This is a genomic window from Bradyrhizobium oropedii (genome assembly GCF_020889685.1).
Classification (GTDB): Bacteria; Pseudomonadota; Alphaproteobacteria; order Rhizobiales; family Xanthobacteraceae; genus Bradyrhizobium; species Bradyrhizobium oropedii.
In genome coordinates, this window is record NZ_JACMYO010000130.1 from 1 (window position 1) to 24,903 (window position 24,903).

Here is a 24,903-nt window from a genome sequence, read left to right on the forward strand (position 1 = left end):
CCCTCGCCGAAGCGACGCTTGGCCTCGACTTCGGCCTTGCGCTTGGCCTCTTCCTCGTGGCGGTGGCGCTCCTCTTCCGCCTTGCGGCGGGTCTCGGCGGCCTCACGGTCGGCCTTCTCGGCGGCCTCGCGGATGGCGCGGCGCTTGGCTTCCTCTTCGGCCTGGCGGCGCTCCTCGATATCGCGCTGCCTCGCGTCGGCCAGCGCGCTGGCACGCGCGGAACGCTCGTCTTCCGTCAAGGTCGGCAGCACCACGCCGGAGCGGGTGTTACGCTGCTGCTGGCCGGGAGGTGGCCCGGAAGGGCGGCCCATCGGCGGCTTGGCGACAGGCGGCGGCGCCGCGGGCTTTGCAACCACGGGTTCCGGCACATGCGCCTCGCCGGGGCCATCGCCGCCGACGCGGCGCTTGCCACGCTTCTCGACCACGACCTGCTTGGTCCGGCCGTGGCTGAAGCTCTGGCGCACGGTGCCCGTCTCGACGCGCGGCTTCAGCGACAACGTCTTGCTCGGAACACTCAGGGTCTTGTCGCCAGGAGTCTTGGTATCAACCATTCAGCAGTCCTAATCTCGTTTCGCTGTGCGTTCGCCGCACAAATCCTTCAACGTGTCTTCGTTTGCTGAGCATGATCCGGTCGGAAAGACGGCGTCCGCCTTCCTGGATCAGGCTCTGGAATTTCTGGCCGCTTCGGCGGTCTTGTCGTCGTCGGCCATCCGGTATCGGACCAGCATCTGGCAGCGCGACAGGAACGTCTTGCTCGCCGGGCCCGCGAGCAGCGCAGCATGTATCACATTTGACCGCCCAAGTGCCAAATCCAATTCTTCCGACGTCAAAACATTGACGACGGGGATTACCGGCGATTCACCACGTTTTCCGCCCCTTTGCCGCATGATCGCGTCCAATTTGCGGATTCCGTCCGCTGCGCCGTCCAAAGCGTGGATCAGGGCTGCAGTTTCGTTCCGGTTGAGCGCATCCTCGACCTTGCCGAAGCCCGAGACGACCTGACCGGCCTTGGCGGCCATGGCCAGGGCCTCGGTGAGGCTGCGCACCAGGAGTGTGTCCGTGTCGGTGGGAAGGGTCGGCGCGACGCGGACATCGCGCTTGAATCCCTTGCTAAATTGGTGACGGCGGACCGCTTCCGCAACACTGCGCCGCGATGCGGAAATCCACATTCCGCGGCCCGGAAGCTTGCGCTTGAGATCCGGGATCACCTCGCCCGTGGGCGCGACGACGAACCGGATCAGCTCGTCGAGCGGACGCACCTCGCGGCTGACCGCGCACATCCGCGTGGTCGCGGACTTCTGCGTCCGCGGTCCATCGTCGAGATCGGGGTCAGCCTGAGCGAGCATCCGTGGGGCATCTCCTTACGACGCCGTTTCTGCTTCGGCGGCCTCGGCCTCCTCAGCAGGCTTGGCGAGGTCGGCCTCGGTGATCCAGCCCGCCTTCAGACGGGCCTGCATGATCATGGCCTCGGCCTCGTCGCGCGAGATCTCGATGCCGTCGAGGAACCCGGCGTGCTTGGTCGGCTCGCCGCCTTCCTTGCGCTCGGTCCAGCCGACCAGATCGTCGGTGGCGCAGCCGGCGAGATCTTCGACGGTCTTCACGTCGTTCTCGCCGAGCTTCACCAGCATCTTGCCGGTGATGCCGGGCACGTCCTTCATGGCGTCCTCGACGCCGAGTTCCTTGCGCTTGGCCTCCAGCTCGGCCTCGAGCTGTTCCAGATATTCGCGGGCGCGGGTCTGCAGCTCGGTGGCGGTCTCCTCGTCGAAACCTTCGATGCCGGCGAGTTCCTTGACGTCCACCAGCGCGAGTTCCTCGACCGAGGTGAAGCCTTCGGAGGCGAGCAACTGGCCGACCACTTCGTCGACGTTGAGCGCTTCCATGAACACGCGGGTCGAGTTCTCGAAGTCGGCCTGGCGGCGCTCCGACTCTTCCTGCTCGGTCAGGATGTCGATGTCCCAGCCGGTCAGCTGCGAGGCGAGGCGGACGTTCTGGCCGCGGCGGCCGATCGCCAGCGACAGCTGGTTGTTGGTGTCGGGAACCACGACCTCAATACGCTCGCGGTCTTCGTCGATCACGACCTTGGCGACTTCAGCCGGCGCCAGCGCGTTGACGACGAAGGTCGCGATGTCCGGCGACCACGGAATGATGTCGATCTTCTCGCCCTGCAGCTCGTTGACCACGGCCTGCACGCGCGAGCCGCGCATGCCGACGCAGGCGCCGACCGGGTCGACCGAGGAATCGCGCGAGATCACGCCGATCTTGGCGCGCGAACCGGGGTCGCGGGCGACCGCCTTGATCTCGACGATGCCGTCGTAGATTTCCGGCACTTCCTGCGCGAACAGCTTCGCCATGAACTGCGGATGGGTGCGCGACAGGAAGATCTGCGGACCGCGGGTCTCGCGGCGGACGTCGAAGATATAGGCGCGGACGCGGTCGCCGTTGCGGAACACTTCGCGCGGCAGCATCTCGTCGCGGCGCACGATCGCTTCGCCACGGCCGAGATCGACGATCACGCTGCCATATTCGACACGCTTGACGATGCCGTTGACGATGTCGCCGATGCGGTCCTTGAATTCCTGGTACTGCCGGTCGCGCTCGGCCTCACGCACCTTCTGCACGATCACCTGCTTGGCGGATTGTGCGGCGATGCGGCCATATTCCAGCGGCGGCAGCGTATCGGCGATGGTGTCGCCGACCTGGGCGCCCGGATTGGCGCGCTGCGCATCGTGCAGCGAAATCTGGTTCGACGAGTTTTCGACGATATCGACCACCAGCATGTGGCGGGTCAGCCGAAGCTCGCCCTTCTTGGCATCGATCTCGGCATGGACGTCGGTCTCGCTGCCGTAACGGGCGCGGGCGGCCTTGGCGATGGCGTCTTCCATCGCCGCGATCACGATGGAGCGGTCGATCGACTTTTCGCGCGCAACTGCGTCTGCGATCTGCAGCAGTTCGAGTTTGTTGGCGCTGACTGCCATGGCTTAGTCTCCTTCGAATGGATCGGTCTCGCCACGGCGCGCGCGCTCGGCGGCCAGGCGGTGCTTTTTGGTGTTGGTCGGGGCCGGCTTGTTGCCGGGCTTTTGACCAGGCTTGTGATCGGACTTGGGTTTCGGCTTTTGGCTCTTCGCGGGATCGCTCTTCTTGGCGTGGGCCGGCTGCGGCGGCGCGAGGCCGAGCTCGCGGCGCAAATCGCGCTCGGCGGCCTTGCCGCGGCGCATCGATTCCTCGACCAGCTCGTCGGTCAGCACCAGCCGCGCGTCCGAGATATCCTCCATCACCAGCAGAACCTCGGCATCCTCAGTGGGACGCGGATCGTCGCGCTTGATGCGCACCGCATTGCCCTCGACACCGGCGAGCAGGCCGCGGAACCGCTTGCGACCCTGATGCGGCACCGCCATCTCGATCTTCACGAGATGCCCGGTGTAGCGCTCGAAGTCGGAACGGCGCACCAGCGGGCGGTCGATGCCGGGCGATGAAATCTCCAGCCGGTAGGCGCGCTCGATCGGGTCCGCGACATCAAGCACCGGCGACAACGCACGCGAGATCGCCTCGCAATCCTCGAGCTGCATCGAGCCGTCGGGCCGTTCCGCCATGATCTGCACGGTGCAACCGGCATCGCCCGAGACCTTGATGCGCACCAGGCGGTAGCCCATGCCCTGCAGCACGGGGACGGCGACCGCGGCGACGCGGGCCGCGACCCCGGGCTCGACGACGAGCCGCGGCTCGGCGAGCAGTTCGGTGTCCACGGACGTGGCGGTCGGATCGGTCATATCCAGTGTCAAAGGCTGTCTAAGGTTTAAATGCTGCTGAGGTCTGTTGTGTTGTTCAGGTGGCCTTAAGGGGCCGCTAACGCTACCCAAACTGGATCCGGCCTCGCTGGGTCCCGTCAGGTAATAAAAAAGAGCGGGTCCCGGGGGGCCCACTCTCCTACGCGATCGTATGAGATACCATAAGTTGCGGTGGATATAGCTCTTTTGCCGGGGTCCGGCAAGGCCTCCGTATCAGGCGGAAGGCGATTTTGCGGCTCTCCGGGTGCAGGTTTGATCTAACCCTCCGTTTACGAACGGGGCCATAGATTGCCGAAAATCGGCAGAAGTCGCCGGTTGGACAAGGCTCATGACGACAGCCCCAGCGCTGATCCCGGAACTCGACGATATCGTCCGCCGTGGCGACCCCAAGCGCCGCGCCGAGGCCGCACGCCGGCTCGGCGAGCTGTTCCTGCAGGGCGCCGGGAGCTTCCGCCCCGACCATATCGACCTGTTCGACGGGGTGCTGACCAGCCTGGTGCCGCATGCCGAGCTTGCTGCACGGATCGATCTCGCCGAACGGCTCGCGCCACTTGCCAACGCGCCGCGGCACCTGGTCGGACAACTCGCCCGCGAGGACGAGGTCGCGATCGCGGGGCCGGTGCTGCGCCGATCACCGGTGATCGACGAAAAGGCGCTGGTCGAGGTCGCCAATGCCAAGGGCCAGGGCCATCTGCTTGCAATGGCCGAGCGGTCGAGGCTCTCGACCGCGCTGACCGACGTCATCGTTCGCCGTGGCGATCGCGACGTGATCCGATGCGCGGCCGGCAATGCAGGCGCCGCGTTCTCGGACGCGTCCTTCACGACGCTGGTGCGCCGCGCCGGCCAGGACGGCGTGCTGACGTTGCGGATCGGCCGCCGCGATGATCTTCCGCCGCTGCATTTGAAGAACCTGCTGGCCGGTTCGATCGACGTGATCCGCCGCCGTCTGCATGTCGTCGCCAAGCCGGAACGGCAGGCCGAGATCAAGCTGGCGATGAGCGAGATCGAAGGCGTCGTCGCGCAGGTCGAGGGCCGCGATTTCGCTGCCGCGCAGCGCACGATCATGGCGCTGCATCGCGCCGGCGAATTGAACGAGGCGGCGGTGACAGGCTTCGCAAAGGCCTTCAAATACGAGGAATGCGTGGCTGCGCTTGCCGCGATGACTAACGTGAAGATCGTCACGCTGGATCGCCTGATCTCCGGCGATCGCTACGATCCTATCCTGATCGCCGGCAAGACGATCGGCTTCGAATGGCCGACGGTGCGCGCCCTGATCCTGATGCGGCTCGGGTCCAACCGCGTGCCGTCACCGGCCGATATCGAAGGGGCGCGGGTGAATTTCGTTCGCCTGATGCCATCGACCGCGCAGCGCGTCGTGGATTTCTGGAAGTCGCGATAGTCACGCCAACAAGCTCTTGATTCCGTCATCCCCGCGCAAAGGCTTCGCCTTTGTCGCTGGAGGAGCGCCGTAGGCGCGTCTCGAAGGATGAACGGCCCGGCCGGTGGTCGTCGACCCTTCGAGACGGCCGCTCTGCGGCCTCCTCAGGGTGACGGGGACATAATAAGACCTGCCAAACCTGAATCGGCCCGCTATGCTTTCCGCAAGGCGCGACACGGCGCCAACGGGGAGATCGCCATGCTGACGGACGCCGACATCCAATCGCACGCCGAACGGATCCGTGACGACGGATACACCGTGATCGAGCGCGCCGCCTCGCCGGATCTGGTCGACGGGCTGAAGGCGGCGGTGCTGAGGATCGAGAATGAGCACAATCTCGGCCTGGCCCGGACGTCGTTCGAAGGTTTCAAGACGCTGCGCATCAACAACCTCCTGACCTATGACGATCTGTTCTGGGAGGTGCCGCTGCATGAAAACGTGCTGCCGGTGGTCGAACGCGTGCTGGACAGAGAATGCCTGCTGTCGTCGTTCTGCTCGCTGGTGCTCGGCCCCGGCGAGGTCGCGCAGCCGATTCACGAAGACACCCAACTGATCCCGTTGCCGCGGCCGCACATTCCGATCACGATCAATGCGATCTGGGCGCTGTCCGATTTCCGCGACGACAACGGCGCGACGCGGATCATTCCGCGCAGCCACACATTCGATTCGTCGCCGGAATACGGCAAGGATTATGACGCGGTCACCGCGACGATGCCGGCCGGCAGCGTGATGCTGTTCGACAGCGCGCTGTGGCATGGCGGCGGCGCCAACACCAGCGACGGCAGGCGCTTTGCGTTCTCCTGCGCCTATTGCTGGGGCTGGATGCGCCAGCAGGAGAATCTCCAGCTCGGGATTTCGCGCGAGACCGCGGCGCGCTTTCCACGCCGCCTGCAGGAATTGTGCGGTTACAGCGTCTACAAGGGCCAGTTCGGCCACATCGACAATCACGATCCGATCGAGCTGCTCGGCCGCGAGCGCGGCAAGCGCATGGTGTGGGAGGCGACCGACGTCAGGAAGGCGCGGCTGGTCGAAGCGAAGGGATCTTAACTTTCCGTCATTCCGGGGCTCGCGCAGCGAGAGCCACGATGCGCAATTGCGCATCTGAGAATCCATTTATCCTCGAATGATGTGGCACAATGGATTCCGGGCTCGTGCTTCGCACGCCCCGGAATGACGACTAGCCCAATCGCCGAAACCTCAGATACGCCGCCTTGCGGCCCTCGCGCTCGGCCTTGGCGCCGTAGCGCGTCATCGTGTAGTTCGGCCACGGCTCGAGCCAGTCGATCGCGCGCTCGGCGAGCCAGGCGAAGTCGGGCGAGCGCATCAGATGTGCCAGCGTCCAGGCGCAGTAGTCGTCGATATCGCTGACGAAGCGGAATTCGCCGCCCGGCGGCAGCATCCGCGTCATCGCAGCAACCGTTGCATCCTGCACGAAGCGCCGCTTCCAGTGCCGCCGCTTCGGCCAGGGATCGGGATGGATCAGGTCGATGCGCGTGAGCGAGCGAGCTGGCGCCCAGGCCAGCAGCTCGGCGGCGTCGCCGGCGAACAGGCGGATGTTGCCGATATTCTGCGCCTCGATCTGGGTCAGGATCTTCGCCATCCCGTTGACATAGGGCTCGCAGCCGATGAAGCCGGTCGTCGGATAGGTCTGCGCTTCCGCGATCAAATGCTCGCCGCCGCCGAAGCCGATCTCGAGCCTGACATTCTCGATGCCGTCATCGAACAATTCGGTCAGCGCCTCGGGCGCGGGTGCCGAGATATCGACCGAAAGATGCGGCAGCAGCGTGTCGATCAGGTCGGCCTGGTGTGGACGCAGCTTGTGGCCCTTGCGCCGCCCGAAGAACGAGCCGCGCGAATGGGCCATCGCGCCGTCGTCCTGGGAATCGCGATCGCCGCTGTCGTTCGGAGCTGGTGTCATCGCAGCGTCTGATAGAGACGGTGGAGCAGCCGCGCGCGCGGCTCGATCGACGAGACGTAGAGCTGCTCATAATGGGTATGCGCGCCCTTGCCGTCGACGCCGAGGCCGTCGAGAGTCGCGGTGTGCGGTGCGGTGAAATTGCCGTCGGAACCGCCGCCGGTGAAGACATCGATCAGCTCGAAGCCGAGTTCGGCGGCAAGCCCCCTGGCATGTTCGTACAGCGCGGCTCCGGCGTTGCTCTTCTCGTAGGGCGGACGATTCAGCTCGCCGGTCACTTTCACGGTGACGCCCTCGGTGCGCGACGTGATCCCGAGAATCTTCGGCACCAGCTCGTCGGCGTCCGCCATGGTCGGCACGCGCAGATCGACCTCCGCATAGGCCTCTTCGGCGATCACGTTCGGCTTGGTACCGCCGCGGACCACGCCGACATTGACGGTGACGCCGCGCTTGAGATCGTTCATCGCCTCCAGCGCCAGGATCACATGACCGAGTTCCCGGATCGCGCTGCGGCCGTCCTCGGGGCGCGTGCCGGCATGCGCCGGCGCGCCCTTGATGTTGACGTCGAAGCGCGCGACGCCCTTGCGCCCGGTGACGATCTTGCCGCCATCGCGTGCCGGTTCGGTCACCAGCACGTATTTGGCCTTGCGGCCTTCGGCCTCGATCAGCGCCCGCGAGGTCGGGCTGCCGATTTCCTCGTCCGATACGTAGAGCTGCGTGATGCCGAGCGGCGGACGCGCATCTTCGGCGCAGATCTGCCGAAATGCGTGATAGGCGAGGTAGGCGCCGCCCTTCATGTCGTAGATGCCGGGACCGAACGCGCTGTCGCCTTCGATCTGGAATGGTAACCGTTCGATGAATCCCATCGGATGAACTGTGTCGAGATGGCTCAACACCAGAATGCCCGGTGCGTCCTGCCCCCAGGACGAGCGCGCGACCAGGTGATCGCCGCAGCCATCGCGTCCTGCGATGCGCTCGACCGCGGCCGGCAGGTCGCGATAGCCCGCGGCCACGAGATCGACCAGTTTGTTGACCTGATCCGGCCGCTCCGTCGGAGACTCGATCTCGACCCAGCGGCGGATGCCGTCGAGGATCACAGTGGTTTCGAACGGGTTGCTGGACATGCTGTTATCGTCGCCTGTGAATTTGCCTTGTCATTGCGCGCACGCGCCAGGGCATGATCTGGGAAAGTGTGATGCGGCTTTCCCTCGCGACAAACGCGAAGCGTTTGCGCGGAGATCATGCTCAAACAACGAGCTAAAGCGCGATGACGTTCAGCCTGAACGCATCGCGCCTTAACGTACGCCGGAATGACATATTCCAGATTTGACGATCGCTCAAACGGATATGGCCGAATCAGACCTGTTCGGCCGCCTCGCGCGCCGCGATCTGCTCGACCAGCTCGACGATGCTGCGGCGGAGCTTGGCGTCCGCAATCCGCGTGAAGGCGCGGGTCAGGGCCAGGCCTTCGGCGGTTGCCAGAAAATCGGCGACATAGGTCGGCGAGGAACCCTCGCTGAAGCCGTCGGCGGTCTTGACGCCGCTCGGGCCGCCGTCGAACAGGAAGGAGACCGGCACCTGCAGGATTTCGGAGATCTGCTGCAGCCGGCTGGCGCCGACGCGGTTGGTGCCCTTCTCGTATTTCTGCACCTGCTGGAACGTCAGGCCTAACGCCTCGCCCAGTTTTTCCTGGCTCATGCCGAGCATGATGCGTCGCATACGGACGCGGCTGCCGACATATTTGTCAACAGGATTGGGCGCTTTGGTGGACATTCCAACTCTCCTAAGGGATTGCGCGCCCGGGGGTGAGGCAAGTTGGACGTGGAGTATGCCTCAGGCGCCGGTGCCGTCAAATCCTGCAAGGAGGATCGGGACGAAATGCGGACAATTTGCGCAAAGGGGCTGACTTGGCTTGTGATTTCGCGTGGACCCGTACAATGCGAAGTGCACGGTCGATCTGTCAACAGGTGGAATCACACTGAGGTAAATTTCGACACTTTTTCGGGTTCGTGTGACAACCGGCGATAAGCGCCGTCAGGCCTTTCGCCTGACAAAACGTCTACGCAATACGATTGCGAGGGCAACTAACACAATTACAGCGGCGGGGATGTTCCCGGCACGCGCATAGATCGTCGGCGCGATCGCCGTCGGCAGGCCGGCGTCGAGCACGCCTTCGATGCCGAGCCCGAGTTGCGAGACGATTCGGCCGACCGGGTCGATGACCGCCGAGATGCCCGTATTCGCGGCACGCACCAGCGGCAGGCCTTCCTCGATCGAGCGCAGCCGGGCCTGTTGCAGATGCTGATAGGGGCCGGTCGAGATTCCGAACCAGCCGTCATTGGTGACATTGACGATCCAGCCGGGACGATCGTCGCGGCTCACGACATTGCCGGGGAAGATCGCCTCGTAGCAGATCAGAGGCAGCGCGCGCGGCGCATTCGGAATGTCGAGCGTGCGGCGGATCGTGCCGGGAATGTAGCCGCCCTGCACCTTGGTGAGCTGCACGAAGCCGATCTTCTCCATCCAGTCCTGGAACGGCAGATATTCGCCGAATGGCACAAGGTGCAGCTTGTCGTAGACCGCGAGCACGCTGCCGTCGTGGTCGATGACGTAGATGGAATTATAGGCACGCGTGATGCGGACATTGGGCGGCAGATCGGGTGCGCGCACCGAGCCGGTGATCAGCACGGTTCCCTTCGGCAGCAGATCGGCGATCTGCGCCATCGCGTCGGCTTCCTTGGTCAGGAAGAACGGGAACGCGGATTCCGGCCAGATCAGGATGGTGGAGTCGCTCACGCCGGTGGAGTGCGGCCCGGACGCACGATCCGACAAAGTGAGATATTTCTGCATCACCGCCGCCTTGGCGGAGTAGTTGAACTTGGCGTCCTGCTGCAGATCGGGCTGCATGATGCGGAGCTTGACGCCGGCGACCATTGCGGTCGGCGTCTGGGACAGCCGAACGGTGCCGAACGCCAGCATCGCTGCCAGCACCAGCCCTGCTGCTGCCGGCGCGCGCCACGGCTTGCGGCCGCGTGAGGCGCCGTCGATCAGCACGGCCGGGCTCGCGAAGATCGCGACGGCCAGGAACGTCATGCCCCACAGCCCGATCAGCGATGCGGTCTGGGCCAGCGCCAGTGGTTCGGTCAGCGCATAGCCGAACGCATTCCACGGAAAGCCGCTCAGGAGATGGCCGCGCAGCCACTCCGAGATCGTCAGGCTGACCGCCAGCGCCAGCACGCGCGAGGCGTCGCGCGGCCAGATCAGCCGTGCCAGCGCGAAGCCAAAGGCGGTGAACAGCGCGAGATAGGCCGGCAGGCCGAGCACTGCGAACGGCGTCAGCCAGGCGAAAGTGTCTGCATCGACAAAGAAGGCGATGCCGATCCAGTACAGTCCCGGCACAAAATAGCCGAGGCCGAACCAGAAGCCCGACAGTGCCGCAGCCGGCACGCCGCGCCAGCGTCCGGCGGCGCTGCCGTCGATCAGCCAGACCGCGATCGAAAACGTCAGAAACAGCACCGGCCAGGCGTTGAACGGCGCCATCGCCAGCGAGGACAATGCACCGGCTGCGAGCGCGAGCACGGCGCGCTTCCATCCCCAGGTCAGGATGACGGCAAGGCCGATCGATCGGAGCTTGTCGGAGAGCCTCACTACGGACCGGCTCCCTCGCCGGGCGGCGGCATGTTGTCATTCGCCTGCGGATTTCCGGAGTCCGGTGTCTGCTCACGCCGCCGCTCGCGTTCCTTCCGCGGCGTCGGCCGCTCCTTACGCGTCGTGACGCGCACGCGCTTGACCCGCCGCGGATCGGCGTCGAGCACCTCGACCTCGTAATGGCCAGGCCCCGAGATCACCTCGCCGCGCACCGGGAGCCTGCCGACGAACGACACGAGATAGCCGCCCAGCGTCTCGACCTCCTCGCCGGCCTCGCCGGTGACGAAGTCCTCGCCGATCACCGAACGGACGTCATCGAGGCTGGCGCGGGCGTCGGCGATGAAGGAGTTGTCCGGCTGGCGAACGATGGACGGCGGCTCGTCGGAATCGTGCTCGTCGTCGATCTCGCCGACGATCTGCTCGACGATGTCCTCGATCGACACCAGTCCGTCAGTGCCGCCATATTCGTCGACCACCAGCGCGAGATGGATGCGCGAGGCCTGCATCTGCGCCAAGAGGTCGATCGCGCGCATCGACGGCGGGATGTAGAGCAGCTTGCGGATGATATTGGCGTCCGCCAGCGGCAGCGCGAGGTCGACGCTACGCAGGTCGAGCCCGGCCGGGAACGGCTTCTTGCGCTTGGTCTTGGTCGCCTCCGTGACGCGCGCCTTCGCGGTCATGAAGGCGAGCAGGTCGCGGATGTGCACCATGCCCTCGGGGTCGTCGAGGGTCTCGTTGTAGACGACGAGACGGGAATGCGCCGCGCTCTCGAACAGGCTCATCAACTCGCCGAGCGGAATGTCGCGCTTGACCGCGACGATGTCGGCGCGGTGCACCATGACGTCGGCGATCCGCCGCTCGTTCAGCGACAGGATGTTGCGCAGCATGGTGCGCTCGATTGCCGAGAAGCCGACATCGTCGGGCGTCGAGGCATCGAGCACCACCTGTAGATCGTCGCGCACCGAGCCGGCTTTCCAGCCGAACAGCGTGCGGATCGCGCGCACCAGCCAGCCCTCGGCCGCGGGGCGCTGCACTTCGCCGTCATGCACCACCGCGGGCAGGTTGCTCACGTTGCGCGGATTGTCGTGGGTCGGTTCGGAATCCGGCATGTCAGGCGATCCGATCCGCATAGGGGTCGGGAATGCCGAGGGTGGAGAGGATCTCGCGCTCGAGCGCCTCCATGTCCTCGGCATCGTCGTCGTTCTCGTGGTCGTAACCGATCAGATGCAGGAAGCCATGCACCGCCAGATGACTCAAATGATGGTCGAATGGCTTCTGTTCCTCATCGGCTTCCCGCCGCGTCGTCTCATAGGCGATCGCGATATCGCCGAGCATGCGCGGAGCATCGTCTGCTCCGCCGGTGCCTTCCGGCTGCAATGCCGGAAACGACAGCACGTTGGTCGGCTTGTCGATGCTGCGCCAGTTGGCGTTCAGGGTGCGGATGCCGGCGTCGTCGGTCAGCATCACCGCAAGCTCGGCGTCGGCGACATCGGCGTCGGCGATTTCGGCGGCAGCCTCGATGGCGCGGTGAATCACCGCATCGGCATTGGGCTCGGCCTGCCAGCATTCGGCGGTGACGAGAACCTCGGTTGCAGGAAAAGCAGACACCTTCGTTTCAAAATCTGCGTTATGGCCGGAACCCGCATCGCGCGGGCTCGCGGCCGAAGCTATTGGTCTCAAGATCTGGCGTTTGCCGGCTTTTGCGGCAATCCCTCATAGGCGGCCACGATGCGCGCCACCAATTCATGGCGGATGACGTCCTCGGCCTTGAAATGCACCTGCGCGATGCCCTCGACGCCGTCGAGCAGCTTCACGGCTTCCGTGAGCCCTGAAGCCTGGCCATGTGGCAGGTCGACCTGCGACGGGTCGCCGGTGACGATCATCCGGCTGTTCTCGCCGAGACGCGTCAGGAACATCTTCATCTGCATCGTCGTGGTGTTTTGCGCCTCGTCGAGGATGATGGCGGCATTGGTTAGGGTGCGGCCGCGCATGAAGGCGAGCGGCGCGATCTCGATCTCGTTGCCCTGCAGCGCGCGCTCGACGACACGGGCATCCATCAGATCGTACAGCGCATCGTAGATCGGGCGCAGATACGGATCGACCTTCTCCTTGAGGTCGCCGGGCAGGAAGCCGAGCCGCTCGCCGGCTTCGACCGCAGGCCGCGTCAGGATGATGCGATCGACCTCCTTGCGCTCGAACAGCTGCGCCGCATGGGCGACTGCGAGCCAGGTCTTGCCGGTGCCGGCCGGGCCGATGCCGAACACCAGCTCGTGCCGCTTCAGCGCGCGGATGTAGGAATCCTGTGCCGCGGTGCGGGCGCGCACCGGACGCTTGCGCAGATTGATGGTCTCGAACGTCGGCTTTGCGGTCTTGTTGTCGAACTCGAACAGCGAGCCTTGGGCGATCACGGCGCGGATCGCGCCTTCGACTTCGCCCTGATCGAGGTCGTGCCCCTCGACGGCCTGCGCATAGAGCGTCTCGAGCACGCGCCGCGCCGCATCGCAGCCGTCGCGGGAGCCCGCGATGGTGAGATGATTGCCGCGGGAATCGACCACGACGCCGAGCCGCCGCTCGATCAGCGCCAGATTCTGGCCGTAAGGGCCGACCAGCGCGGATGCGGCGCGGTTGTCGTCGAAATCGATGACGACCTGAGTCTCAGGTGGCATTTGCATGTCGCGGTCAGGTTTGCGGCTGGGAGCGAGCGAAGACGAATCCGATGCGCTTTTTGGCAAGGATTTCAGGCTCCAATGGTCTGCGAAATGATGCCGGGTGCGGATTGCGTCGCAAGCTCGCCGATCAGGCTGTAGCGCTCGAGGCTGTCGATCCGCACGGAGCGGACCTGGCCGATGATGTCGGGCGAAGCCATCACATGGGCGGGCTGCAGATAGGCGGTGCGGCCGACGATCTGGCCCGGATTGCGCGCGGCGCGCTCGAACAGCACATCGACCGTTGTGCCAATCGCAGCCCGGTTGAAGGCCGATTGCTGGCTGTCGATCAATTCCTGAAGCCGCCCCAAGCGCTCGTCCATCTCGGCTGCTGACACCGTCTCCCGCATCTCCGCCGCCGGCGTGCCTGGCCGTGGCGAATACTTGAATGAATACGCCGCAGCGTACCCGATTTGCGTGACAAGCGCGAGAGTGGCGGAAAATTCTTCCTCGCTCTCTCCGGGGAAGCCCACGATAAAATCTGATGAAAAAGCAATGTCTTGCCGTGCCGCCCGGAACCGGTCGATGACGCGCCGGTAGTCATCGGCGGTATGTTTCCGGTTCATGGCGGCAAGGATCCGGTCCGATCCCGACTGCACCGGCAGGTGCACAAACGGCATCAATTCGGGCAGATCGCGATGTGCCGCGATCAAATCGTCGTCGACGTCGCGCGGATGGCTGGTCGAATAGCGCAGCCGCCTGACGCCGGGAATCTCGGCGATCCGTTGCAGCAATCTGCCGAGCGACCAAATGCGGCCGTCGAGGCCTTCGCCGTGATAGGCGTTGACGTTCTGTCCGATCAGGGTGAATTCGCGCACGCCGTTGTCGGCGAGCTGCTTCACGTCGTCGAGGATCTTGCCGACCGGACGCGAGACTTCCGCGCCGCGCGTATAGGGCACCACGCAGAAGGTGCAGAACTTGTCGCAACCCTCCTGCACGGTGACGAAGGCGGAGATACCGCGCGCGCGGATCGCATCTGGCTTCGGCTGCGGCAGGAAGCCGAACTTGTCCTCGACCGGGAATTCGGTTTCGAGCGCGCGGCCGTTTTCCTTGGCGCGCTTCAGCAACGCAGGCAGGTGATGATAGCTCTGCGGCCCGACCACGATGTCGACGGTCGGCGCACGGTGGATGATCTCGGCGCCTTCCGCCTGCGCGACGCAGCCGGCGACGGCGATCTTCATCTCGCGGCCCTGGCGCGCCGCCTCATCCTTGGCGACGCGGAGCCGGCCGAGTTCGGAATAGACCTTCTCCGATGCCTTCTCGCGGATGTGGCAGGTGTTGAGGATCACCAGATCCGCTTCTTCCGCGCTGGCCGTCTCGACAAAGCCCTCGCCGGCCAGCGTGTCCACCATGCGTTGCGCATCGTAGACATTCATCTGGCAGCCATAGGACTTGATGTGCAGCTTGCGCGGCGTCGTCATGGAACCCTGAGAGCGAAATGGAAACGGCGCCATCCGGGCGCCGGGGCTCAAATATAGCCTAAACCGGCGAAAATCCAGCGATCGAGCCGTGTTTTTGGTCGGCCCGGCCGATCAAATCGGGCAATTGGCGCATATCGGCAAAGGTTACGGCCGCGCCGGCCTTGCGCAGCATATCCTCGTGTTCCGCCGTGCAGTGGCTGCCTCCGTAAAAGCCGAGCACGGTCATGCCGGCGGCGAGGGCGCCGGTGACGCCGGCCACGCTGTCCTCGATCACGACGCAGCGCGCGGGATTGGCACCCATCTGGTTGGCGGCGAACAGGAAGAGATCGGGCGCCGGCTTGCCGCGCTGGACTTGGGTAGCGGAGAAAATATGCGGCGCGAGCTGGTCGTAGAGCCCGGCGCAGGTCAGGCCGTGATGGATCTTTTCCGGCGTGCCGCTCGACGCCACGCATTTCGGAAGGGCGAGCCCGGCGATCGCATCGCCGACATGCGCGATGGCGTTGAGATCGTCGGCATAGAAGCTCAGCGTCGCGTGCTTGACCTCGGCCTCGAACGTGTCGGGCAGCGTGCGACCGATCTCGCTCTCGACGATCCGCCGCGCCTCGCGATCGGACACGCCGAGAAAGCGCTTCAGCACGCCGTCCGGCGTGATCGGAAAGCCGTGCCGCGTCAGCGTGTCCGCATGCGCGCGACAGGAGATCACCTCGCTGTCGACCAGCACGCCGTCGCAATCGAAGATGACGAGATCGAAGCTCATGGTCTGGCGATGCGTGGCACGCGCCTACGACTTGCTGTCGTCGTCGAGCGGGACGCAATAGAGTTCAAGACGGTGATCGACCAGCTTGTAGCCGAGCTTGCGCGCGATCTCGGCCTGCAGCTTCTCGATCTCCTCGGAGGTGAACTCGATCACCTTGCCGTCGCGCAGATTGATCAGGTGGTCGTGATGGCTCTCGGGCATCTGCTCGTAACGCGCGCGGCCCTCACGGAAATCGTGGCGCTCGATGATCCCGGCATCCTCGAACAGCTTGACGGTGCGGTATACCGTCGAGATCGAGATCTTGTCGTCGACCGCGACGCAGCGGCGGTACAGTTCCTCGACGTCGGGATGATCCATGGCCTCCGCCAGCACCCGCGCGATCACGCGGCGCTGTTCGGTCATGCGCATGCCGGTCGCGGCGCAGCGCGCCTCGATGCCGGTATTCTTTTGCGCAGGCGTGATTTTCACCGTCGTCATGGACCCAGAGCCTTGAGGGGCAGAGCAGGGCGCTGTTCTGCCATCGCGCCGATGTTACGACAAGTCGCGCCGCATCAGAAGCGCGTTCAAATGTTCCCCACCGGGCTGCTTGTAATAGCGTTCGCGGCGGCCGATCACGCCGAATCCGGCCCTTTCATAAAGCCGTCGCGCCGGCGCGTTGTTCTCTTCCACTTCGAGGAAGATGGTGCGGATGCCACGGCCGGCAAGATGGCCGAGATGGGTCAGCAGCAGGTCGTGCGACAGACCGCGTCCGCGCTGGCCGGTATCGATCGCGATCGACAGGATTTCGGCTTCGTCCGCCGCCATTCGCGAGACCGCAAAGCCGATCACGTTGCGTCCCTGCCGCAGCCGGTGCACCAGCGTGTTGCGCTCGGTCAGCATCGTCTCGAATTCGCCTTCGCCCCAGCCGCGATGAAACGATGCGCCGTGCAATTGCGCGAGCCGCGCGGCGTCGCGTAGCGATGCGGGCTCGACCGCGGGCGGACCGCCGCCCCACCATCGTGACAGAAAGCCGATCATGTCGATGGTGGTGTGCTGATTTCGAGCCGGTTTTTCGGCGGCTTGGCGTCGGGCGCGCGCAGATAGAACGGCCGCGGCGGCGCGCTGTCGGGATCGACGGCTGCACCGACCCAGGCGACCCAGGCAATATCGGGCGCGGGTTGCCTGTCGACCTTCACCGGCGGCGTTGCATCGGCGGGCCAGCGCTCGGCGAGAATATTGGCGGCGTTGCCGACCAGATGCAGCGCGCCAAACTGCGCGGCTTCCAGCGCCTCTGCGATCGGCGTAACCTTCGGCTTGAGAAGCGGGCTGCCATCGCCACCCACCAGCTGGAAATAGACATGATCATGCCGCGCATCGATCGCCGACAGGATGGCGTGCGCGCCATTCTCGGCGACCACGGGCGCGGCATAAGCGGCGAGCGTCGACAGTCCGACGATCGGCTTCGACGCGGACAGCGCCAAGCCGCGCGCGGCCGAGAGCCCGACGCGCAAACCGGTGAAACTGCCGGGGCCGGTGGTGACGGCGATGCGGTCGAGCCCGGCAAAGCCGATGCCGCTCTCTTTCATCACGCGTCCGATCAGCGGCATCAGCGCCTCGGCATGGCCGCGCGGCATCGGCTGCGATTCAATGGCGATGGTATTGCCGGAGGTGGTGTCGAGCACGGCCGCGGAGCAGGCGTCGAGCGCGGTATCGATGGCGAGAATCATCATGGGGCAAACGTCAGGGCGAACGGAAGGTCAGAACCATTTCCGATTCGCCGGCTCACTGTTCGTCCCCCCTCTTTGGAGTGGGCAAAGCGCAGTGCCATGCCCACCACAGCTGTGTTGTATCGAAGGTGAACCGCGCTTGGCCGGCCCACCCGGTGCAAATTACATCGGCCGGACTTCCTGCACGTCGGGCACGAAGTGCCGGAGCAGGTTCTGGATGCCGTGTTGCAAGGTTGCGGTCGATGACGGGCAGCCGGCGCAGGAGCCCTTCATGTTGAGATAGACGATGCCGTCCTTGAAGCCGCGGAAGGTGATGTCGCCGCCGTCATTGGCAACCGCTGGACGTACGCGGGTCTCGATCAAATCCTTGATCTGCTCGACCGTCTCGGCGTCGGCTTCGTCGAAGAACTCGTCTTCCTCATCGCGCGCGTCGTCGCTGCCGGCGGTGCCGTCGGCGAGCAGCGGCGCGCCGGACATGTAATGCTCCATGATCGCGCCGAGGATCGCGGGCTTGAGGTGCTGCCAGTCGCCGTCCGCCTTGGTCACGGTGATGAAGTCGGCGCCGTAGAACACGCCGGTGACGCCTGACACGGCGAACAGCCGTTCGGCGAGCGGCGAGCGGGCGGCGGATTCGGCCGAGGAGAATTCCATGGTGCCGGTGTCGAGCACCAGGCGGCCCGGGATGAATTTCAGGGTGGCGGGATTCGGGGTGGCTTCGGTCTGAATGAACATCTGCTGTCTCCGGCGTCGCCGGTTCAAGGCCGGCGCGTTGGGTTCCCCCTTCAAATGGCAACTAAAAAGCCCGCGATCAAGCGCCAAAACCGCGGTTCCAGGCCCTTTATCGCCGATTCTGAATAGCTGGAGCAGGCTCGCATCCCGTCCTCGTCATGCCGGGACAAGCCCGGCCATGACGACGGTTGTGAATGTTCCTCTAGGACAGGGCGTCGATCTCGGCGTCGGTCAGGCCGCCGGGCACGATGGTCACCGGGATCGGGAACGCCCCCATGGTCTTGGCCATGGTGGTGATGATCGGCCCGGGCCCCTCAGCGCCCGGATTGGCCGCGAGCACCAGCATCGCGATATCGACGTCCTTCTCGATCACGTCGAGGATCTGCTCGGTCGGATCGCCCTCGCGAATCACCCGCTCCGGCGTGATTGCGGCGATCCCGTTGGCGCGGCCGGCGGCACGGTCGAGCGCCTCATTGGCGGCCTCCTCGGCCTCCGCGCGCATGATGTCGGCGACCCCGAGCCATTGCTGGTTCTGGTCCTCGGTCTCGATCACCCGCAGCATCAAAACGCCGCCGCCGACCCGGATGGCCCACCGGCTGGCGTAATAGACCGCACGGTCCCATTCCGCGGTGTCGTCAACGATGACGAGGCATTTCGGCTTGTGACCTGTCTCGTAGCTTCGTCGCTGGGTGGTCATGCATGTCCCGGTGCTGAACCAAACCAACCCATGCTGCCATACTCCCTCCCCGTTGGGGAGAGGGAGCGCGCAGGTCTGCCGACGGTGTCAGCGCGGGCGGATGAAGCCGACGATGTCCTTGGTCATCCGCATGGTCTCGTCGGCGATGATCCGGGCACGGTTGGCGCCGTCGGCCAGGATCGAATCGACGTGGCCGGGATCGGCAACCAGCCGCTTCATCTCGCCGGCGATCGGTGCCAGTTTCGCAACGCATAGCTCGACCAGCGCGTTCTTGAAGCTGGAGAATTGGCCGCCACCGAACTGGTTCAGCACCTCCTGCTTGGAGATTTCGGCGAGCGCCGCGTAGATGCCGACGAGATTGTCGGCCTCGGGGCGGGGCTCCAGGCCCTTTTCCTCCGACGGCAGCGGTTCCGGATCGGTCTTCGCCTTGCGGATCTTCTGCGCGATGGTCTCGGCGTCGTCGGTGAGGTTGATGCGCGAATTGTCCGACGCATCCGACTTCGACATCTTCTTGGTGCCGTCGCGCAGGCTCATCACCCGCGTCGCGGGACCCGTGATGAACGGCTCCGGCTGCGGAAAATAGAGGCCTTCATTGAAGCCGTGGCCGCGGATCGAATCGCCGAAGTCGTTGTTGAACTTCTGCGCGATGTCGCGGGACAGTTCGAGATGCTGCTTCTGGTCCTCGCCGACCGGCACGTGGGTGGCGCGATACAACAGGATGTCGGCCGCCATCAGCACCGGATAGTCGTAGAGACCGACCGAGGCGTTCTCGCGGTCCTTGCCCGCCTTCTCCTTGAACTGGGTCATCCGGCTCAGCCAGCCGACGCGGGCAACGCAGTTGAAGATCCAGGTCAGCTCGGCATGGCCGGCAACCTGGCTCTGGTTGAACACGATGTGTTTCTTCGGATCGATGCCGGCGGCGATGAAGGCCGCGGTCACCTCGCGGGTGTTGCGCGCGAGTTCGGCCGGGCCGCCCCAGACGTCGACGCCCTGCGTGATCGCGTGCATGTCGACGACGCAATAGATGCAGTTATGGGTCTGCTGCATCTTCACGAAGTTGACGATGGCGCCGAGATAGTTGCCGAGGTGCAGATTGCCCGTCGGCTGGACGCCTGAGAAAACCCGTTCAACGAACGCCATGGTCTAATTCCCGGAAATGGCAGCCGTTCCGATGCCATCGGAACGGAAGAAAGCTCTGGCGGCGTCGTTTGCCACTTAAGCCCCGCCCGCGCAAGTCACGCGGGGCGTCTTTGCCTGACGGCGTTAACCGCCTCGCGCCAGCCGGCGACGCCGAAAAGCTGCAAGAGGAGCCCATAGCCGGCGATGCCGGCCGCGATCAGCACCAGGAGCGAAGCCGCCTGCAGCAAACCGTGGCTGCCGGCTGTCGGCAGGGCAGCTTCCGCGAGCCACAGCGCTGCGCCCATCGCGAGCGCTGCGGCCAGGATGCGGGGCAGCCGGCGGCGCGCCTCTGCATCGACCGAAAAGCCGAAGGTCGTGGCCCCCTTGCGGATCAGCGCCAGTGCATTGCTCCAGGCGCCGAGCGCAATCCCTGCGGCAATTCCGCTGGCGCCGAACATGCGGCCGAGCAGGAAGGCGGCTGCGATCGCGACCACGACCGCCTTCAGCGTCGCGAACAGCGGCGTCATGGTGTCCTCGCGCGCAAAGAATGCCGGCGACAGCGCCTTCACCAGCACATGCGCCGGCAGGGCCAGCGTCAACCAGATCAGCGCCTGCGCGGTGGCCGCAGAATCCTCCGTTGTGAAAGCGCCATGCTCGAACAGCATCCGCACGATCGGTCCGCTCAGAACCATCAGGCCGAGCGTCGCGGGCAATGCCAGCCCGACCGCGAGTTCAAGCCCGCGCGATTCCGCATGCGCGATCGCGGTAGATTCGCCGCTGCGTACCGCGCGCGTCATCTCCGGGATCAGCACGGTGCCCATCGCGACGCCGACGATGCCGAGCGGCAGCTCGAGCAGGCGGTTGGCGAAATAGAGCCAGGACACTGCTGATGGCGAGGTGGAAGCGATCACCGCGCCGGCTACCATCAGCCATTGCGGCGCGCTGCTCGCGACCATGCCGGGAACCGCGCGGCCGAGAAAGCCGCGCATTTCGGGATCGAAGGAGACGCGGAGCGGCGAAGCGAGCTTGGCGCCGCGCAGCGCCAGCATCGACAGTTGCAGCAATCCGGCGACGCCGATCGTGGCCGCCATGACCAGCGCGGCCTGCACCGGATCCTGCTGCCGCATCAGCAGCACGACCATCACTGATATCAGCGCAATGTTGAACAGCAGCGGCGAGAACGCGGTCAACGCGAAGCGTCCCTGCGCGTTGAGCAGCGCCATCATCACGGTGACCGGGCCGGCGAAGGCGAGATAGGGCAGCATCAGCCTCGCGTTATCGACCGCGAGTTGCAGCGTGTCGCGGCCGACGAAGCCCGGCGCGATCGCCGCGATCACCAGCGGCATCAGCGCGCCGATCACGAGCGCGGCCGCGATCACGGCTGCGCTGACGGTGCCGAGCACGCGGCCGGCGAAAGCGCGCGCCGCCGCCTCGCCATCGCCGTCGCGAACCTTGAGCCAGGCCGGCACCAGCGCAGCATTCAGTCCGCCCTCGGACAATAGCCGTCGCACAACATTCACAAGCTGGAACGCGGCCAGGAAGGCATCCGCCACCGGCCCCGCGCCAAGCAGCGCCGCGATCACGGAATCGCGCACGAAGCCGAGGAGTCGCGAGGCCAGCGTTCCCGAGGAAACCGTGAGGAAGGAACGGAACATGGCGTCCTCTATAGCAGCAGCGCGCCTTGCCGCCAGTGGCACCGAGCTAAGCCCGTCATCCTTCGAGGCTCGCTCCGCTCGCACCTCAGGCTGACGGGCTAACAGGGCGCGGGGATGACGGAACGTGGAGCCCGGCTTGCTGCCCCAAGGCGTAACGTGATAGGTCGCGGCTCTTGTTGGGTGGCGTTAACACAGGGCAGGTCTATGGCTGACGCAAAATATGACGTTCTCGGGATCGGCAACGCGATCTTCGACATGCTGGTGCAGACCGACGAGGGATTCCTCAGCCGTCACGGCATGACCAAGGGCTCGATGCAGCTGATCGACGAGGCGCGCGCCGGCGCGATCTACAGCGACATGGGGGTGGCGACCAAGGTGTCGGGCGGCTCGGCCGCGAACACCATCGTCGGCGTCGGTAATCTCGGCGCCCGCGCCGCCTATGTCGGCAAGGTCAAGGACGACCAGATCGGCAAGCTCTACGTCCACGATATCCGCGCCGCCGGCGTGAGCTTCGACACCGCGCCGGCCAAGACCGGTCCGGCCACCGGCTGCTGCTACATCCTGGTGACGCCGGACGGCGAGCGCACCATGAACACCTATCTCGGCGCCGCGCAGGACCTGACGCCCGACGACATCGATCCGGCCCAGATCGCCGCCGCCAGCATCATCTATCTCGAAGGCTATCTTTGGGATCCGAAGAACGCCAAGGACGCCTTCGTGAAGGCGGCGACGATTGCGCATGGCGCCGGCCGCCAGGTCGCGCTGACGCTCTCGGATTCGTTCTGCGTCGATCGCTACCGCGACGAATTCCTCGATCTGATGCGCAAGGGCATCGTCGACCTGGTGTTCTCCAACGAGTCCGAGCTGCACTCGCTGTACCAGACCTCGGATTTCGACACCGCGCTGAAGCAGTTCGGCAAGGACACCAAGCTCGGCGTCGTCACCCGCAGCGAGAAGGGCTGCGTCGTGATCTCCGGTAGTGATGTCACATCGGCACCTGCCTCGCCGATCGACAAGCTTGTCGATACGACAGGCGCCGGCGACCTGTTCGCCGCCGGTTTCCTGGTCGGCCTCGTGCGCAATGTCGGCCATGAGAATGCCGGCCGTCTCGGCGCGCTCGCCGCGGCCGAAGTGATCCAGCACATCGGCGCCCGGCCGCTGGTGTCGCTGAAGGATCTGGCGAAGCAGCAGGGGCTGCTGGTTTAAGACTCTTCACGCCTCGCCCCGCTTGCGGGGAGAGGCCGGATCGCATCGTCAGATGCGATCCGGGTGAGGGGGAGCTTCCGCGGGCTCAGCTCAACCTCATTTGCGGAAGCAGCCCCTCACCCCAGCCCTCTCCCCGCAAGAGCGGGGCGAGGGAGAAGAAAGAGCATCACGCCGTCTTCGCCGCCTTCAATCCCAGCCGCTGCTCCACCGCGTCGCGCATCACGAACTTCTGGATCTTCCCGGTCACCGTCATCGGGAATTCGTCGACGAATTCGACATAGCGCGGGATCTTGTTGTGGGCGATCTGGCCCTGGCAGAAGGCGCGCACCTCGTCGGCGGTCAGCGTCTCGCCGGCCCTGACCCTGACCCAGGCGCACAGCTCCTCGCCATAGCGCTGATCGGCGACGCCGAAGATCTGCACGTCCTGGATCTTTGGGTGGCGGTAGAGGAATTCCTCGATCTCCCTTGGGTAAAGATTCTCGCCGCCGCGGATCACCAGGTCCTTGATGCGTCCGACGATGTTGCAATAGCCTTCGTCGTCAATGACGGCGAGATCGCCGGTGTGCATCCAGCCATTGGCGTCGAGCATCTCGCCGGTTTTTTCCTTCTCGTCCCAATAGCCGAGCATCACGCTGTAGCCGCGGGTGCAGAGCTCGCCGCGTTCGCCGCGCGGCACCACCTTGCCGTCGAGATCGACCACCTTGACCTCGACATGCGGATGGATGCGGCCGACAGTCGAGACGCGGCGTTCCAGCGGATCGTCGGTCGCGCTCTGGAAGCTCACCGGGCTGGTCTCGGTCATGCCGTAGGCGATCGTCACCTCGCGCATGTTCATCTCGGTGTTGACGCGCTTCATCACCTCGATCGGGCAGGGTGCGCCGGCCATGATGCCGGTGCGCAGCGACGACAGATCGAACCGCGAAAATTCCGGATGGTCGAGCTCGGCGATGAACATCGTCGGCACGCCGTACAGCGTGGTGCATTTCTCCTGCGCAATCGTGGTCAGCGTCGCCAGCGGATCGAAGCCTTCGCCGGGATAGATTATGGTGGTGCCGAGCGTAACGGAAGCGAGGTTGCCCATCACCATGCCGAAGCAGTGATAGAGCGGCACCGGAATGCAGATGCGGTCCTGTTCGGTCAGGCGCATGGCGCGGCCGGTGAAATAGCCGTTGTTGAGGATGTTGTGGTGGGTCAGCATCACGCCCTTGGGCGAGCCCGTGGTGCCGCTGGTGAATTGAATATTGACCGGGTCGTCGAATTGCAGGCTGTCGCCGAGCTCGGCGAGCTGCTCGCGATGGCGCTCCCCGCCCATCTGCGCGACCTGCTCGAACGGAATGGTGCCTGATGCGGCCGGTCCACCGATCTGGATCACGGCGCGCAATTGCGGTAGTCGCGCCGATCGCAATTGGCCGGGCTCCGAACTCGCAAGTTCGGGCAGCAGCGTGTTGATCATCTCCATATAGGCCGAGGTCTTGAATGCGGTCGCGGTCACGATCGCGGCGCAGCCGACCTTGCGTAGTGCGAATTCGAGCTCGCTCAGCCGATATGCAGGGTTGATGGTGACGAGGATCAATCCGGCTTTCGCGGCGGCGAATTGCGTCAGCGTCCATTCCGGCCGGTTCAGCGACCAGATGCCGATCCGCTCGCCGCGTTGCAGGCCGAGCGCGAGGAAGCCCGCCGCCACCGCCTCGACCCGCTCGGCGAATTCGTTCCAGGTCCAGCGCACATTGTGGCTGGGAGAGACCAGTGCCTCGCGCTCGCCCCAGCGCGCGCGTGCGCGGTCGAGGCTGCGGCCGATGGTTTCACCGAGCAGCGGCGTATCGGAAATGCCGCAGACATAGCTCTCTGCCTTGGGTGTGGGTGCCAAGATCGTCCTCCTCGTGGTCGTGTTCGTGTCGTCGCGCTTTTTTGCGCGATCTTAGTCGTTTGGCGCCGACGGGACAGGCCCGACCTATGGCGGGTATGAAAAATCCCTCCCCGTGAGGAGAGGGATGGATCAGCGGTCTCCGCTTCACCTCGCCCCGCTTGCGGGGAGAGGTCGGAACGCATCGTCAGATGCGTTCCGGGTGAGGGGGTACAGGTCTTACCGCGATCACAACTCGCGGAAGCTGCCCCTCACCCC

General features: G+C 65.2%; 24 protein-coding genes. 3 read left to right on the forward strand and 21 right to left on the reverse strand.

Annotated elements, in window-relative coordinates; genetic code table 11:
- From H8A95_RS29395 to rimP, 4 genes are all read right to left on the reverse strand, one after another.
- Positions 1-551, reverse strand: a 551-nt coding sequence (locus tag H8A95_RS29395) for a translation initiation factor IF-2 associated domain-containing protein (protein WP_229186377.1), incomplete at its 3' end; no start/stop codon positions are given.
- 108 nt (positions 552-659) lie between these two features.
- Positions 660-1,346: an RNA-binding protein gene (locus H8A95_RS29400; RefSeq protein ID WP_163161032.1), complete on the reverse strand. Its 687-nt coding sequence runs from the start codon at positions 1,344-1,346 to the stop codon at positions 660-662.
- A gap of 15 nt (positions 1,347-1,361) precedes the next feature.
- Positions 1,362-2,975, reverse strand: a complete 1,614-nt coding sequence (gene nusA / locus H8A95_RS29405; protein WP_229186378.1) for a transcription termination factor NusA — start codon at positions 2,973-2,975, stop codon at positions 1,362-1,364.
- Positions 2,976-2,978: 3 nt separating this feature from the next.
- The gene (gene rimP / locus H8A95_RS29410; protein ID WP_229186379.1) at positions 2,979-3,767 is read right to left on the reverse strand and encodes a ribosome maturation factor RimP; all 789 of its coding nucleotides are present in this window, start codon (positions 3,765-3,767) and stop codon (positions 2,979-2,981) included.
- Between the two features lie 346 nt (positions 3,768-4,113).
- Between rimP and H8A95_RS29415 the strand changes: the two genes are divergently transcribed.
- Positions 4,114-5,184, forward strand: a complete 1,071-nt coding sequence (locus H8A95_RS29415) for a DUF2336 domain-containing protein (protein WP_229186380.1) — start codon at positions 4,114-4,116, stop codon at positions 5,182-5,184.
- Positions 5,185-5,421: 237 nt separating this feature from the next.
- Positions 5,422-6,270, forward strand: a complete 849-nt coding sequence (locus H8A95_RS29420; protein ID WP_229186381.1) for a phytanoyl-CoA dioxygenase family protein — start codon at positions 5,422-5,424, stop codon at positions 6,268-6,270.
- Between the two features lie 130 nt (positions 6,271-6,400).
- Here H8A95_RS29420 and H8A95_RS29425 read toward each other — a convergent pair whose 3' ends face one another.
- The 16 genes from H8A95_RS29425 to murJ form a co-directional block, all read right to left on the reverse strand.
- The gene (locus H8A95_RS29425; protein WP_229186382.1) at positions 6,401-7,141 is read right to left on the reverse strand and encodes a tRNA (guanine(46)-N(7))-methyltransferase TrmB; all 741 of its coding nucleotides are present in this window, start codon (positions 7,139-7,141) and stop codon (positions 6,401-6,403) included.
- Positions 7,138-8,262, reverse strand: a complete 1,125-nt coding sequence (locus H8A95_RS29430; RefSeq protein WP_229186383.1) for a M20 family metallopeptidase — start codon at positions 8,260-8,262, stop codon at positions 7,138-7,140. The genes H8A95_RS29425 and H8A95_RS29430 overlap by 4 nt, the downstream gene beginning before the upstream one ends.
- Positions 8,263-8,494: 232 nt before the next feature.
- The gene (locus H8A95_RS29435; RefSeq protein ID WP_163161025.1) at positions 8,495-8,911 is read right to left on the reverse strand and encodes a helix-turn-helix domain-containing protein; all 417 of its coding nucleotides are present in this window, start codon (positions 8,909-8,911) and stop codon (positions 8,495-8,497) included.
- Between the two features lie 261 nt (positions 8,912-9,172).
- Entirely contained in the window at positions 9,173-10,786 is a 1,614-nt protein-coding gene (lnt, locus tag H8A95_RS29440) for an apolipoprotein N-acyltransferase (protein WP_229186384.1), read from the reverse strand.
- Positions 10,786-11,895, reverse strand: a complete 1,110-nt coding sequence (locus H8A95_RS29445) for a hemolysin family protein (RefSeq protein ID WP_229186385.1) — start codon at positions 11,893-11,895, stop codon at positions 10,786-10,788. Before H8A95_RS29445 ends, lnt begins: the two co-directional genes overlap by 1 nt.
- Position 11,896: 1 nt before the next feature.
- Positions 11,897-12,394 carry an rRNA maturation RNase YbeY gene (gene ybeY, locus H8A95_RS29450; RefSeq protein WP_229186386.1) on the reverse strand — a complete coding sequence of 166 codons (498 nt, stop codon included), beginning with the start codon at positions 12,392-12,394 and terminating at the stop codon, positions 11,897-11,899.
- Positions 12,395-12,462: 68 nt separating this feature from the next.
- Positions 12,463-13,458 (reverse strand): PhoH family protein, encoded by a 996-nt coding sequence (locus H8A95_RS29455; protein ID WP_175068484.1) that lies wholly within the window; start codon positions 13,456-13,458, stop codon positions 12,463-12,465.
- Between the two features lie 65 nt (positions 13,459-13,523).
- Positions 13,524-14,912, reverse strand: a complete 1,389-nt coding sequence (gene miaB / locus H8A95_RS29460; protein ID WP_229186387.1) for a tRNA (N6-isopentenyl adenosine(37)-C2)-methylthiotransferase MiaB — start codon at positions 14,910-14,912, stop codon at positions 13,524-13,526.
- 58 nt (positions 14,913-14,970) lie between these two features.
- Positions 14,971-15,669: an HAD family hydrolase gene (locus H8A95_RS29465; protein WP_229186388.1), complete on the reverse strand. Its 699-nt coding sequence runs from the start codon at positions 15,667-15,669 to the stop codon at positions 14,971-14,973.
- Between the two features lie 24 nt (positions 15,670-15,693).
- Positions 15,694-16,146: a Fur family transcriptional regulator gene (locus H8A95_RS29470; protein ID WP_212019435.1), complete on the reverse strand. Its 453-nt coding sequence runs from the start codon at positions 16,144-16,146 to the stop codon at positions 15,694-15,696.
- 54 nt (positions 16,147-16,200) lie between these two features.
- On the reverse strand, positions 16,201-16,686 hold the full coding sequence (gene rimI / locus H8A95_RS29475) for a ribosomal protein S18-alanine N-acetyltransferase (protein ID WP_229186389.1): 486 nt from the start codon (positions 16,684-16,686) through the stop codon (positions 16,201-16,203).
- The gene (gene tsaB, locus H8A95_RS29480) at positions 16,683-17,378 is read right to left on the reverse strand and encodes a tRNA (adenosine(37)-N6)-threonylcarbamoyltransferase complex dimerization subunit type 1 TsaB (RefSeq protein ID WP_229186390.1); all 696 of its coding nucleotides are present in this window, start codon (positions 17,376-17,378) and stop codon (positions 16,683-16,685) included. Before tsaB ends, rimI begins: the two co-directional genes overlap by 4 nt.
- Positions 17,379-17,537: 159 nt before the next feature.
- Positions 17,538-18,107, reverse strand: coding sequence for a NifU family protein (locus H8A95_RS29485; RefSeq protein ID WP_212019428.1), 570 nt, complete (start codon positions 18,105-18,107; stop codon positions 17,538-17,540).
- Positions 18,108-18,306: 199 nt separating this feature from the next.
- Positions 18,307-18,801: a universal stress protein gene (locus tag H8A95_RS29490; RefSeq protein ID WP_229186391.1), complete on the reverse strand. Its 495-nt coding sequence runs from the start codon at positions 18,799-18,801 to the stop codon at positions 18,307-18,309.
- An 87-nt stretch (positions 18,802-18,888) separates the two neighbouring features.
- Positions 18,889-19,941, reverse strand: a complete 1,053-nt coding sequence (gene trpS / locus H8A95_RS29495) for a tryptophan--tRNA ligase (protein WP_229186392.1) — start codon at positions 19,939-19,941, stop codon at positions 18,889-18,891.
- 95 nt (positions 19,942-20,036) lie between these two features.
- Positions 20,037-21,575 carry a murein biosynthesis integral membrane protein MurJ gene (gene murJ / locus H8A95_RS29500; RefSeq protein WP_229186393.1) on the reverse strand — a complete coding sequence of 513 codons (1,539 nt, stop codon included), beginning with the start codon at positions 21,573-21,575 and terminating at the stop codon, positions 20,037-20,039.
- 204 nt (positions 21,576-21,779) lie between these two features.
- Here murJ and H8A95_RS29505 point away from each other — a divergent pair, with 204 nt between their 5' ends.
- Positions 21,780-22,781: an adenosine kinase gene (locus tag H8A95_RS29505; protein ID WP_229186394.1), complete on the forward strand. Its 1,002-nt coding sequence runs from the start codon at positions 21,780-21,782 to the stop codon at positions 22,779-22,781.
- A 166-nt stretch (positions 22,782-22,947) separates the two neighbouring features.
- Here the strand turns inward: H8A95_RS29505 and H8A95_RS29510 are convergent, their stop codons facing one another.
- Entirely contained in the window at positions 22,948-24,648 is a 1,701-nt protein-coding gene (locus H8A95_RS29510) for an AMP-binding protein (RefSeq protein ID WP_233287260.1), read from the reverse strand.
- Positions 24,649-24,903: the final 255 nt, after the last annotated feature.